At 70.3% G+C, this 12526-nt stretch carries 10 protein-coding genes; 4 read left to right on the plus strand and 6 right to left on the minus strand.

The window, feature by feature from the left end; all coding sequences use genetic code 11:
- The first annotated feature begins 53 nt into the window (after window positions 1-53).
- Both AB0L06_RS25550 and AB0L06_RS25555 read left to right on the plus strand, forming a co-directional pair.
- Entirely contained in the window at window positions 54-1232 is a 1179-nt protein-coding gene (locus tag AB0L06_RS25550) for a sensor histidine kinase (RefSeq protein WP_500233615.1), read from the plus strand.
- The gene (locus AB0L06_RS25555; protein ID WP_500233616.1) at window positions 1229-1900 is read left to right on the plus strand and encodes a response regulator; all 672 of its coding nucleotides are present in this window, start codon (window positions 1229-1231) and stop codon (window positions 1898-1900) included. The genes AB0L06_RS25550 and AB0L06_RS25555 overlap by 4 nt, the downstream gene beginning before the upstream one ends.
- Here AB0L06_RS25555 and AB0L06_RS25560 read toward each other — a convergent pair.
- On the minus strand, window positions 1864-2781 hold the full coding sequence (locus AB0L06_RS25560; protein WP_500233617.1) for a LysR family transcriptional regulator: 918 nt from the start codon (window positions 2779-2781) through the stop codon (window positions 1864-1866). The genes AB0L06_RS25555 and AB0L06_RS25560 overlap by 37 nt on opposite strands.
- A gap of 130 nt (window positions 2782-2911) precedes the next feature.
- Here AB0L06_RS25560 and AB0L06_RS25565 point away from each other — a divergent pair, with 130 nt between their 5' ends.
- Window positions 2912-3331 (plus strand): hypothetical protein, encoded by a 420-nt coding sequence (locus AB0L06_RS25565; protein WP_500233618.1) that lies wholly within the window; start codon window positions 2912-2914, stop codon window positions 3329-3331.
- Complete coding sequence (locus AB0L06_RS25570) at window positions 3324-4922, plus strand: multicopper oxidase family protein (RefSeq protein ID WP_500233619.1); 1599 nt, start codon at window positions 3324-3326, stop codon at window positions 4920-4922. The genes AB0L06_RS25565 and AB0L06_RS25570 overlap by 8 nt, the downstream gene beginning before the upstream one ends.
- A 398-nt stretch (window positions 4923-5320) precedes the next feature.
- Here AB0L06_RS25570 and AB0L06_RS25575 read toward each other — a convergent pair whose 3' ends face one another.
- The 5 genes from AB0L06_RS25575 to AB0L06_RS25595 form a co-directional block, all read right to left on the minus strand.
- A complete protein-coding gene (locus AB0L06_RS25575) occupies window positions 5321-6538 on the minus strand; it encodes an NAD(P)/FAD-dependent oxidoreductase (RefSeq protein WP_500233620.1) in 1218 nt (405 codons plus the stop codon).
- Window positions 6539-6623: 85 nt separating this feature from the next.
- Window positions 6624-6749 carry a hypothetical protein gene (locus AB0L06_RS25580; protein WP_500233621.1) on the minus strand — a complete coding sequence of 42 codons (126 nt, stop codon included), beginning with the start codon at window positions 6747-6749 and terminating at the stop codon, window positions 6624-6626.
- A gap of 6 nt (window positions 6750-6755) precedes the next feature.
- Complete coding sequence (locus tag AB0L06_RS25585; RefSeq protein WP_500233622.1) at window positions 6756-8216, minus strand: SagB family peptide dehydrogenase; 1461 nt, start codon at window positions 8214-8216, stop codon at window positions 6756-6758.
- Between the two features lie 61 nt (window positions 8217-8277).
- Window positions 8278-10167, minus strand: coding sequence for a TOMM precursor leader peptide-binding protein (locus tag AB0L06_RS25590; RefSeq protein WP_500233623.1), 1890 nt, complete (start codon window positions 10165-10167; stop codon window positions 8278-8280).
- A gap of 28 nt (window positions 10168-10195) precedes the next feature.
- A complete protein-coding gene (locus AB0L06_RS25595) occupies window positions 10196-12055 on the minus strand; it encodes a hypothetical protein (protein WP_500233624.1) in 1860 nt (619 codons plus the stop codon).
- Between the last annotated feature and the right edge of the window lie 471 nt (window positions 12056-12526).

Below are 12526 nucleotides of genomic sequence, written 5' to 3' on the forward strand. Positions count from 1 at the left end.
GATCCCTTCTGGGCTGATGCCCCGGGATGACCTGCGCCGATAACGTGCGCCACGTGGACGAAGCCGACTTCGAAGCAGCCCAGGCACAGCACGCCCGCCGGGCCAGGCCGCGCGCCCTCGACATCCCCCTGGCGCTCGCGCTGACCGCCGCCGACGTGGTGGTCGCCGGGAACATGCTCAAGGACCGTCCCGGCTTCACCCCGCACTTCCTCGCATCGTGTCTCGCAGCGATCGCACTGGGCCTGATCGTGACCGTCCGGCGCCTGTGGCCGCGCCGTGTCCTGACCGCCGCGACCGCCCTGTCGTCCCTGGCGGCCGTGACCGGCGTCCTATGGGATCCGTTCATCGCGGCGGCACTGGCGCTCTTCACGGTCGCGGCCATCGACCCGCCACACCGCGCCGCCCGCGCGCTCGGCGGATGCATGGCCGCCGCGACCGCCGGCGCGGTCATCGCCCAGCTCGTCCACCCCCGCTTCAGCACACCGGCCGCCGCGGCCTGGACGACCACGGCCTGCGCACTGCTCGCCGCCGCGGCCCTGCTCGGCCGCCTCCTGCGCCGCCGCCGCTGGAACGCCGCGCGCCTGGAGGAGCAGCGCGTCCGCCGGATCGTCGCGGACGAGCGGTTGCGGATCGCCCGCGAACTGCACGACGTGGTCACGCACGGCATGGGCCTGATCGCCGTGAAGGCGGGCGTCGCCAACCACATCGCCGAGGCCCGCCCCGACGAGGCCCGCGACGCCCTGCGCGTGATCGAGCGGACCAGCCGCGACGCGCTCGCCGAGATGCGCCGGCTCCTGGAGGTCCTGCGCCGCGACACCGCCACGGCCACCGATCCGCCCCCGCCCGGCCTGGAGGCCCTCACCGACCTGGCCGGGCACGCCCGGACCGCCGGGGTGGACGTCGAACTCGCCGTCTCCGGTGAATACGATCTTCCAGAAGCGCTCCAGCTCACCGTCTACCGGATCGTCCAGGAGGCCCTCACCAACGTGGTGAAGCACGCGTCTCCCGCCCGCTGCCGGGCCACAGTGGACGTCTCGTCCCGGCGAGTGGGCATCCAGGTCACGAACGACGGAACGCCCCGTCCGGACACCGTCCTCCCCGGCGGCCACGGACTGATCGGGATGCGGGAACGCGTCGCGATGTACGGCGGAACCTTCAGCGCCGGTCCCCGCCCCGAAGGCGGGTTCACGGTCACCGCCACCCTCCCGACCACCCGCGGGGACGAGCCGTGACCGACCCGATCCGCGTCCTGGTCGCCGACGACCAGGCCCTCCTGCGCGGCAGCTTCCGCGCTCTCATCGAAACGACCCCCGACCTCACCGTCGTCGGCGAGGCCGCGACCGGGCTCGAGGCCGTCGAACAAGCCCGCGCCCTGCGCCCCGACGTCGTCCTGATGGACGTCCGCATGCCCCACATGGACGGCATCGAGGCCACCCGCCACATCCACCGGTCCGGGAACGCGGCGGCGGTCCTGATCCTGACCATGTTCGACCTGGACGCCCACGTCTTCTCGGCCCTGCGCGCCGGGGCCGCCGGATTCCTGCTCAAGGACACCCCGCCGGCCGACCTCCTCAACGCCGTCCGCGTCGTCGCCGCGGGCGAGGCCCTCCTGGCCCCGACGGTGACCCGCCGCCTCATCGCCGAGTTCACCCGCCACCCCGCGCCGGAGGGCGGCCCGATCCCGCGAACCCTCGACGGCGTGACCGACCGCGAGCGCCAGGTCCTCACCCTGGTCGCGCGAGGACTGTCCAACACCGAGATCGCCGAACGGCTGCACCTGAGCCTGGCCACCGTGAAGACCTACATCGGACGCCTGCTCACCAAGCTCCAGGCCCGCGACCGCGCCCAGCTGGTGATCGTCGCCTACGAGTCCGGCCTGGTCAGCGCGTTCTCCACCTGACCCGGCCGCGACCAGTTCCAGTCACTGATGGTCGTGCGCATCAGCCGGACGGCCGAAGACGGATGATGACCGGCTCCCCAGTACAAGGTCATCGTCCGACGGCACTCGGGACTGTCCACCCCGATCCAGGCGATGGGCATCTCCTCGGTGGCGAACCGCCGGGCGAAGGCGGGGACGAGCGCGATCCCCAGCCCCGCCCTGATCAATTCCGCGATGGCGCCCACCTCGTCCCCCTCGCAGACGATCCGGGGCGTGAGGTCGCGGGCCGCGAAGAGCCGATCGAGCAGCCGCCGCTGCCAGTGCCCCTTGGGCGCGGAGATGAACGGCTGCCCCGCCAGCTCGTCGACGCCCACCGATTCACGCCCCGCCAGCGGATGGTCCAGCGGCGTCACCAGCCAGACCTCCTCGTCCAGCAACCGGACGGACTCCAGCCCCTCACTCGGGATCGGCTGCGAGGCGACGCAGAGATCGATGTCCTGGGCCAGCAGGCTGCGGGCCATCTCCGCCGCCGCCATCTGGTGAAGCTCGACCTCGACGTCCGGGTAGGCCCGCTTGAAGGCCGCGAGCGCCCCCGTGAACGTCAGGAAGGTCTCCGACGCCAGCCGCACACTGCCGAACCCCTCACCGGACGCCTCGGCCACGGCCCGCCGCCCCGCCTCGAGCTCCCCGAGCGACCGCTCGACGTACCCGCGGAAGAGCTTCCCGGTGTCGTTCAGCCGAAGCCGCCCGGCACGGTCGAACAGCGGCGTCCCGAGCTCGCCCTCCAGCCGCGCGATGGTCCGGCTCAACGACGGCTGCGCGACCCGGAGCTCCTCGGCCGCGCGACTCAGATGCTCCAGCCGGGCCACCACAAGGAACTGCCTGAGCGCGTTCAGATCCATCCGACCCCTCCTCGGGCGTCATGCGCACACGTACATAACCCCATAGCAATATTGATCTTAGACATCAGTACTTCACAGTCATATCTTCGGGGACGGTCATGACCCAGGACAAATAAGAAGGAGGGTCATCGTGGTCACCACCGAGATCCATCAGGCCGACCCCGCCCCGACGGCCACCACGAGACCCTCGTGGTGGGTCTTCAGAGGCGTGGTCAGCACCCACCTGGTGGCGATCTTCGGGCAACCGGTGTTCGCCGGCATCCTCCTGAGCGGTGACTACGACGGACTCCGCATGCACGCGACGGGCGCCAACCTCACCACGTCCCTCGGCTACGTCCAGCTGATCGTCGCGATCGTCCTCTGGGTCCGCCTGCGCCGCGCCTGGCCCTTCGCCGCCACGCTCGCCATCGTGCTCGCCGAGACCGTCCAGTACTTCGCGGGGATGACGGGCGTCCTGTGGCTGCACCTCCCCCTGGGCGTGGCCACCATCGCCGCCGTGGTCGTCCAGTTCATCGACGTCTGGCGCCGGAAGGAGCCCACCAATGGCTGACCTCAACATCGCACGACGCCAGGTGCTGGGCATCGGCGGAGCACTGGGCCTAGTGGCGTTCACAGGCGTGACCACCGCGGGCGCGCTGGCCCGCCGTCCCCCGCGCACCGGCGCCGAGCTGACCAGCAAGGTGCCCCTGCCGCCTCCGTACCAGGTGCCGCTCCCGCTCCCCGCGGTCCTGAAGCCGACCGGCACCGCGAACGGCATCGACCGTTACGAGATCACCCAGCAGGAGGCGACGGCCGAGATCCTGCCCGGGGTCAAAACACCCCTCTGGACCTACAACGGCACCTTCCCCGGCCCCACGATCGAGGCCCGCCGAGGCAGGCCCGTCACCGTCCGCCACCGCAACGAGCTGCCCGTCCCCACGGTCGTCCACCTCCACGGCGGACGAACCCCGGCGGCCTCGGACGGCTACCCGACCGACCTCGTCCTGCCCCAAGGCTGGCAAGAGCCCAAGGCCATGGCCGGCATGCACATGAGCGGCATGAAGGGCATGCGCGACCCGAAGGCGATCGAGTCCACCCTCACCCGCGACTACACGTTCCCCATGGACCAGCGCCCGACGATGCTCTGGTACCACGACCACCGCATGGACTTCACGGCCCCGGCGATCTGGCGCGGCCTGGCGGGCCTGCACATCATCCGCGACGACGCCGAGGAAGCCCTTGGCCTCCCCGCCGGCCCCCGCGAACTCCCCCTCGCGATCACCGACCGCGCCTTCAACTCGGACGGCAGCCTAAACTACCCGTCCCTGGACAAGACCCTCCGCGACAAGCCGGGCGTCAAGGAGGACTACATGGCGGGCGTCATGGGCGACGTCATCCTGGTCAACGGCGCCCCCTGGCCCGTCCACGAGGTCGACGCGGCCCGCCACCGCCTCCGCATCCTGAACGCCTCCAACGCCCGCCACTACGAGCTGGAAGCCGTCACCGACGAAGGCCGCCGGCTGGACCTCGTCCAAGTCGGCGCGGACCAGGGCCTTCTAGCAAGCCCCGTCACCCACCAGACACTCCCGATGGCCCCGGCCGAACGCTACGACGTCATCATCGACTTCGGGAAGACCAAGGTCGGCACCCGCGTCAGGCTCAGGAACCGCCTGGGCAAGGGCCGCACCCGCGAGGTCATGGCCTTCCGGGTGACCCGCCAGGCCAAGGACGACAGCCGCGTCCCCAAGACCCTCTCCCACGACGTCCCGACCTGGCGCCGCGCCGAAGCCACCCGGGTCCGCGACTTCTCCTTCCGCGCCGGACGCATGGACGGCGGCCACGGCTGGCTCATCGGCGGCAAGCCCTTCGACCCGACCCGCACCGACGTCACCGTCCCCCTGGGAAGCACCGAGATCTGGCGACTGGTCGCGGACGTCCACCACCCCGTCCACCTCCACCTGGTCGGCTTCAAGGTCCTCTCCCGAGGCGGCCGCGCACCCCGCCCCCAGGACGCCGGCCTCAAGGACACGATCTCCCTGCGCCCCGGCGAGACAGCCGAGATCATCACCCGCTTCGACGCCTACCGAGGCCGCTACCTCTTCCACTGCCACAACGCCGAACACGAGGACATGGGCATGATGGCCAACCTCGAAATCATCTGACCGGGACGAGCCCCCGAAGCCAGCCCCCTCGTCCCCGACGAAGAGGCGCCCACCCGCCGTGGAAGCACGCCAGACAGTCGCGCCACCGCTCACCCCCGACGGCCAGCCCGCCCGTGGCCCGCGAGGCCGAAGGCGAGCCAAGGGCGAGGCCGAAGGCGAGGCCGCAAAAACCTGGACCCCCAGAAACCGGAACGTAGCCCGGCGAGCTCAGCCACAGGGGGGGCGTGGGGGGCGGCAGCCCCCCACATCGGGGGCTCCGGGGGTCGCCCCCGGGAAAAACGAAGTAGGGCCAGCAGCTCGCGCTTTCTGCGAGCACACTGACCCTAGGACCTACGTGGGGTACTGACGGAACCCCCTGACCAGCAGCGATGTGCACCTGTAACGGCCCGGATTCCACGCTAAGAGTCCTTGTTTTCCACCGTTATTGCCGGGGCACGCGGAGCCTGCCGACCGCAGTCTGCTGGGGATGGGGTGGGTTCGAGCATGCCCGCGTAGGTGCGGAGGTACCGGTCGAGGTAGGTGGGGTCGTGTTGTTTGTCGATCATTTCCTGGTGGTAGCGGTTGATGTCCATGCGGGCGGCGAGCAGCGTGCGCTGATAGGCGGCGGTGAAGTCGCGAGGCAGTTGCTGGGCGTACCGGGTCAGCGCCTTGGTCACCAGGTGGTGGTCGTCGAGCGGGATGTTCAGGTGGTCGGCCAGCATGTCGGCCTGGATGAAGGCGTCAGTGATGCCCTTGGCGCTGATGGGGTCCTTGGTGTGTGCGGCGTCGCCGACCAGGGTCCAGCCTGGCCCGTGGGCGTGGCGGAAGAAGTTCGGCTGGTCCGCGCAGCAGAACAGGGGTTCTTCCTGGTGGGCGTCTGCGAGTTGCTGCTGAAGTTCGGGGGAGGTCCGCCGCACCCGGTCGAGGTAGGCCCGTTGGCGGTCGTGGTTGGCGACGGGGCCGTCGGATCGGGAGAACGCGAGCCCGACGAGCGTCAGGTTGTCGTGGGTGGGGAGGCAGAGGGTTCCTGCTCCCTGCGTGAGGTACAGACGCAAGCCCTGGTCTGGGAGGCCGCTCCAGTAGGTGTAGTAGGTGTAGGTGAGTTCGGGGTCCTGTTGGAGGTAGGGCGCGCGGGCGAGGCGTGCGACGGTGGAGTTGCGTCCGTCGGCGCCGACGACCAGGTGGGCGCGCTCCACGTACTGCTTTGCGTGCCGGGTGCCGTGGACGATTCCGGTAATGGCTCCGTCCTGCCGGTGCAGGTCCAGGACGGTGGTGCGGGGGCGGAATTCGGCGCCGGCTCGGATCGCGGCTCGGATCAGGATGTGGTCCAGGATGTGGCGACGGGGTGCGCAGCCTCCGGTGACCGCGCCGAGCGTGGGCGCCGGGCCGGTGAGGCGGGCGCCGGGGGCGTGGATACGGGCACGTGTCAGGGACGGGCAGCCGGTGGCGAGCACCTTCTCCAGCAGGCCCCAGCGATGCAGGTGCACCAGACCGGGTTGGTGGATGTAGTGGGTGGACGGGGTGTCGCTGGGGAACCGGGCGCGGTCGACCAGCAGGACTCTGTGACCGGCCTGGGCCAGCAGCATCGCGGTGGCCGCTCCGGCACAACGCGCACCCACGACGATCACGTCGTACACATGCTCTCCTTCAGGGCTGTCGGCGGCGCAGCGGGCGAACACCCACACATGTCAGGTATCCGCCCGCTGCTTGGATCACGAGCCGTTACTCCTTGCTGCTTCCACAGCAGCTCGAGGGCTCGAGGGCGTCCGTGGCTTGCTGGGCGTCAGCTGCCAGAACCTCGACGTGGCCGGTGGGCAGGTCGTTGAGCTGGCTGATGAGCTCTTCCATGATTGGTCACTCCTTGCTGTTGTGAACGGTCGGGGCTGTGACCCCGCGGTCAGACCGACACATGAGCGTCGGCCCGCTTGGATAGGGGTGGCCAACGAGCAGGAGGCTCAAGGACCGGCGAGGGGTGTCGGCCAGCCCGAGGACGGCGTCGGTGGTGGGGTTGGTGCCGTCGGAGTGGATACGGCCGGCCAGTCCGAGCGCGGCGGCGGCCAGCGCCGCGCGATGGGCGACCATGCCGGTCTCGGTTTGTTGCAGGCGGTAGGCGAGGTCGCCGCGCTCGGCCGCTTCGATCAACGGCGCGCCGACAGGGACCAGGGCGGCGGCGGCCCCGCACAGGGCGTGACGGGTGTTGGCGCGCAGCGGTCCGGCTTCGATGGCGGGTGGACCTCCGCCGGTGAGTGCGCGCCAGTCGCGGTCGTAGCGGTAGGCGCCGGCCGGCATGTCGGTGACGTTCCAGACCAGCACATGCAGGTCGGTGGTGGTCTGGGCGCCGGGGCGGGCCGCCGCCAGGATCTGTGCCAGCTCGGTGGTGGTGAGTGGACGGCGGCTGTAGCCGTTGAGCGGGGACGCCCGGTGAGGAATACCGCGTGCCAGGTCGAGATCTGCGACCTGCGGTAGGGAGATGGCGGGCTCACCGGGCGTCGGGGCCTGTCGGCTTCTTGATGACGGTGGTGCGCACGGTGTCCTCGTCGCGGCGTGTAGTTCGGCCAAGCGCGGCAGCGACCGGGTGATGGAGATGGGCGGGTCGGTCGGCTGGGCCACGTCCTGGCCGTTCGACGGCACGCCGGCGCTTCTTCTGGGGGCGTGGCCAGTCCCCAGGCTGAAGGTCAGGATGGCGAGCGTGCCCTCGGCGGTAGAATCGAGGCCCAGGAGCGAGTCGGCTCGTTCGCCGTCGAAGTCCAGGTGGATCGAGGCGTTCAGCCCAAGGGACTCGGCCAGGACGAGTGCCTGGGCGCACAGGGCACCGGTCTCCTGGCAGGCGAGTCGGTAGGCGAAGTCGCGGTATTTGAAGCCGTTGCGCCAGAAGACGGCGCTGAGTATCACGGCCGCGTCGGCGGCCGCGGTGGCCGGGAACGCGTTTCGGTGGTCGCCGTCGCGGACGGTTTCCAGGGCGTGGTGGACGGTGTCGTAGTGGTGAACCGCCATGTCGTCGGCCAGGTACGCCTCGATCGGATACAGGGCGCCACCAGAAGGCACAGGACGGCTGACCTCCACGGACCGAAGGCCGGAGATGGCCCTGCCCGCCGCGTTGGTCGGGTGCTTCCAGGACATGCGGGTCAGGCCGAGCAGGCCACGCAGGAGGTCCCCTCTCCAGGCATCAGGCCCGGTCGTGGGCAGCGCGGTGCGTGTGGTGTCCCGGTACTGCTTGGAACGGGGAGGGGCCAAGGTCCAGTCGACTGGACCCGGCTGCCGCTGATCGATGGCCTCCAGATACCTGCGGGTGGCCTGACCTGTGGTGCTCGCCATGTCCTCCTCCTTTCTCCGTCGGGCCGCTCTGACCTGGATCTGGGCGCAGGTTCGGAAGGAATCAGGGGAAGGGGTGGGGGTGCGGGTTGAGTTCGTCGGGGCGCAGGTCGTGGTCGCGGTAGCCGAGCAGGCGGGGCACGGTCAGCAGCCGGGGCAGGTCGTGGACGCGCCGGTAGCGGTGACCGAACGTCATCGACGCCGTGCCGGGGACGATGACCTTGGCGCTGGCCAGGCCGCCTGCCTTCAGGTCGGGGCAGGTGGTGTCCACGGCGATCACGTCCAGGCCGGTGGACAGGTAGCGGCCGACGAGTTCACTCAGGTCGTCGGTGAGGTCCTGGTGGGTCGGCCATGGCTCGGCGAGCTCGGCCAATGGACGGCCGGGCGCGTCGACCGGCAGGAATTCCAGCCGAGGCCAGGCGCCCGGATGGCCGTACAGAGTGTGGTGGTCCCTCAGTTCACGCACCTGGTCGCCATCGCGAAGCATGGCCTCCACTTGTTCGTTCCGCGTCGGGTCGTCGCCGGAGTCGGTCGGGTGCCCTGAGCCCGCTGACGGGATGAACATGAGCGACTCCATCAAGGCCGTGTGCAGGGCCTGTTCGGGATCGAGGTGGGCACTAGCGCCGCACAAGGCGTACGGGCGGCCCCACCCTCCGGTTCGGTCCACGGCCATACCCCAGAAGGCCGGCACGCGCTGTTCCATCGGCATGGCGAACGCCATCACCTCGTACCCGAAGTTCTGGCGGATCTGTGCGACGGTAAGCGGGATGCGGCGGTCGGCCACCGAGTCCAGATCGACTTTGGGGATTGGGAGTTGTCCGTACCAGGTGATCAGGAACGCGTCGCGTTCGGCGACTTCGAGGAGGCCGTACAGGATCGCTTCGCTCAGGCAGCCACCCAGTGCGGCACCGTTGGAGCACTCGTACACCCAGCCGGGTTCGTCCGTACTGCCCACCCCGTAGTAGGCGTAGGCGGCCGGTACCAGGATCGGGCGATCAGCGGCGAAGGAGTAGCCCCACACCCAGTTGGCCTGCCGTTCCGGGGCGAACCGGGTGTAATCGAAACCCTCCTGGTCGTACCAGGAGTCGGGGTAGAGACCGAGGGTGCGCGGGTCCAGCGCGTGGTCGGCGATGTCGGCGTAAGCGGCCCGGACAGTGCTCCGGCCGCACAAGCGTGAGCCGGCGTGGCGTTCCAGGGCCTCGGCGATCGCGGTCAGGCGCGCCGAATGCGCATCGCGGGTGCGGCCGTAGCCATGGCGACTGTCGTCACCTTCACCGGCAGGGCCGCGACAAGCCACCGCCCACAGGATCGGACCAGTGTCGAACGTCGCGACCGAGCTGAGCAGCCCGGTCTCGGCGTCCGTGTACTTCTCTTCCAGACTGTCATCCAGTTCGCCGGTCCGCAGCAGCGCCGGGTCGGGCTTGGGGGCACGTTCCGCCTTCAGCTCGACCGGACGCTCCTGAACCGGGGCGGCGCAGTCCGGGCAGCACGGGTCGGGGAGCAGTCGGTGGCGGGTAACGACACCGGTGGACGCTGACACTCGCAGCACACCGCTCCGGGTATGGGCAAAACCGGTCTCCAGCTCGTTGCGCACCAGGGCGGTGACCAGTTCGGTGACCAGCGGCAGCAGCGGCAGGCCGCCGCGCCGTCCACCGTTGAGGCGGGTGTCGGAGCGTTCGCGCAACTCGCGGCGAGCCGCTCCATGTGGCAGGTTCCCGTCGCGGCGTCTGCGCAGGCAGGTGGGGCAGCCAGGCCGCGACGGCTCGACCAGCGGACCGATGAAGATCACTGCGGACTCCAGCCGCACCGGAAGCCAGGCGGTACCGCCCGCCCGCGCAACGTCGTACGGGGCAGTGTCGTCGTTGTCAGTTGCCACCACTCGCAGGTGCAGCGGCACCGGCATCCCACGCAGCGAGGCATAGAGCGCCCCCGAACCCAGCAGGCCGCTGGTCACACCACCGGCCAGGTCGTCGATCAGGCCGTCAAGCAAGGTCGGTCACCACCTGGGCTACGAACGGCAGCAACCGGGCTACCTGGGCGTCGTGGGTCAGCGGGTGGACGGTCGGCTTGTAGCCCGCCTCGGTGAGGGCCTCGGTCATCGCCTCGGCGAACCGTTCGACGTCGCCGTCGTCGGCTTCCTCGTCCTCGAACCAGCGGACCGGCGGCTCGGCGTACCAGGGCTGCCGCTCGGTGCGGGACTGCCAGTCCAGCAGCGCCCGCTCCAAAGCAGCGCGCATCGCCGCGGCCGGGCTGGACGCGCAAGCGGGGGCGGCGAACATCACCGAGCCGTCTCCCCGGGACCTGGTCAGCTCGGGCGAGGTGCCGGCCACGTATGCGGGCAGGCCGAGCACTTCGCCGAGGTCACGGACCTCCACCCGTTCACCGGCCGCCTCCAGCAACGCCACCAGCTGCTCCACCCGCGCATCAGGCAGCACAGTGGCCATGGGAAAGTCGCCCGGATCGTTCTGGCGCAGCAGCACCTGACAGTGCTGCGCCAGAGCGGCCGCCAGGGCCTGCGGCCACGACAGGCCGGCCGCGACCCCGACCGGCGCGACGTAGGGAGCCTTCGCCTTCTGCGCCCCGGCGAGGGCCTGATAGGTGGCCAAGCCCGCCAGCACCGTCCGTAGCCGCGTGGAGTCCGCGGTTTCGCCCCATCCGATCACCGAGGGCTCGGCTGACCACGCTGGTAGCGCTCCACGCGGATCGGACACCGTCGCCCGACACACCCGCAGCGGCGTCTGCGCCAGGTCCCCGGAGTCCAGTGTTCCCAGCACCCCGGTGCGGGCATCGACGTACTCGGCCACCCGCGACAGCAGGTCGTCGGCCGTCAGCGGTGGGAGGGGCGCCACGTCCGGGCCTGGGGCGTGAGGGCCGGAGTACGGGAACACACGGTGCCGCCTGGTGTCGAGCGTCCGCAGGTCGATCACGGTCACCGATGTGTCCACCGACGCGGCACCTGTCGAGGTCTTCGATGTGTCCGTCATGCTGGTGAGATGCTCGAAGCATGACAGCGCCGTATGCGCGGCCAGCACCGTGGGCACCGCGCCCGTCAGCCAGTCCGCGTCGTCCGCCGCGTCCGCCGGTGATGTGCGGCCCCGCGGCAGTCCTGCGAGCCGTCGCCAGCATGAGGACGCGACGTCCATCGTCCCGACGGGCGTCATCCAGGCTTCGTCCCGCCGGACCCACAGCTGGCCGAGTGCCACGCCGTGCCGGGCGCAGGCGGCCGCCATGGACTCCAGGGCGTCGGTCCGGTCGCCGTCGTGGACGTGCAGGACCACATCTGCGTCGTCCCACGCCTGCTCGGAGCCATCGGCCAAGGCGACCTGGTCCAGGTCGCGGCGGGCTTCGGCGACCGCCGCCGGCAGGTCCACCGGTTCGTCGCCCACGTCGGTCACCCGGACGGTGCGCCAGCCGCTGTGCAGGCCGGCGCGCAGCAGCGCGGCCAGCACTGGACCCGAACCGACGAGCGTGATCCGCGCCTGCCGGAGGCGTTCGAACCGACGCTCGGCCGAGTCGAAGCCGTACCGGATGAACGCGATCTCCGGAGCGTAGATCTCCTGCTCGGCCACGCTCAGGCCGTGCGGCTCCTCGTCGCGGGCGTCCACCACGAACCGGTGTTCCGCGAGCGCTCCGACCAGCCGTTCGACCAGGTCCCGGCGGTCGGGCGACAGCGGCCCGGTCAGTTCCTGGAGGGTGTGCTCTCCAGTCAGGAACGGCGCCAGACGCGTCAGCCACGCGTAGCCGTGTTCCCCTGAGATCGTGCAGGCTCCCCAGTCGCTCTCCAGGAACACCCCGCCGTCGCACTTGGCGTAGCGCACATCGTCCAACAGCCGCGGCCGCATCAATCTCTCACCTCGACGTCCTCGGCAATGCCGCACAGGGACAGGCCCGACTTCTGGCACTCACCAGCCCTCGGCCCGCATCGGTCCCGCAGGCTCCCAACCGGGGCAGCGCGACCTTCACGGCCTGCCTGGTCCAGTCGAGTCGTGGTCATGCGCGACCCTCCTCGGTTGAGAGACCCGGCGGACACCCATCCACCGTTACTCAATAAGAGCGGCTCGCTACTGTGGGTGACTATCACCTGGAAGGCTGAGGAGCCTTACGGCCTGGGCGCCCGACCCGTACCCCCGGCCGGTCAAGACGCTCTACATCCAGACCAGAACCGACTCGCCCTTGGCGGCGTGCACATGTCGTGACGGCCCGGAAGCTGCGCCTCAGTGAAGAGGAACGGCGCAACGGAGAGAGCTGAGGTGTCCAGATAGGAACCCCCACGGCCGATTCGACCTCGACGCGAACCGCTGCCTGGACGACCC

Source organism: Spirillospora sp. NPDC052269 (assembly GCF_040679435.1).
Taxonomy (GTDB): Bacteria; Actinomycetota; Actinomycetes; order Streptosporangiales; family Streptosporangiaceae; genus Spirillospora.

Coding starts and splice junctions, on each gene's coding strand:
- AB0L06_RS25570 (WP_500233619.1), top strand. CDS start 3,324: ATGGCTGACCTCAACATCGCACGACGCCAGGTGCTGGGCATCGGCGGA.
- AB0L06_RS25580 (WP_500233621.1), bottom strand. CDS start 6,749: ATGGAAGAGCTCATCAGCCAGCTCAACGACCTGCCCACCGGCCACGTC.
- AB0L06_RS25595 (WP_500233624.1), bottom strand. CDS start 12,055: ATGCGGCCGCGGCTGTTGGACGATGTGCGCTACGCCAAGTGCGACGGC.
- AB0L06_RS25560 (WP_500233617.1), bottom strand. CDS start 2,781: ATGGATCTGAACGCGCTCAGGCAGTTCCTTGTGGTGGCCCGGCTGGAG.
- AB0L06_RS25585 (WP_500233622.1), bottom strand. CDS start 8,216: ATGGCGAGCACCACAGGTCAGGCCACCCGCAGGTATCTGGAGGCCATC.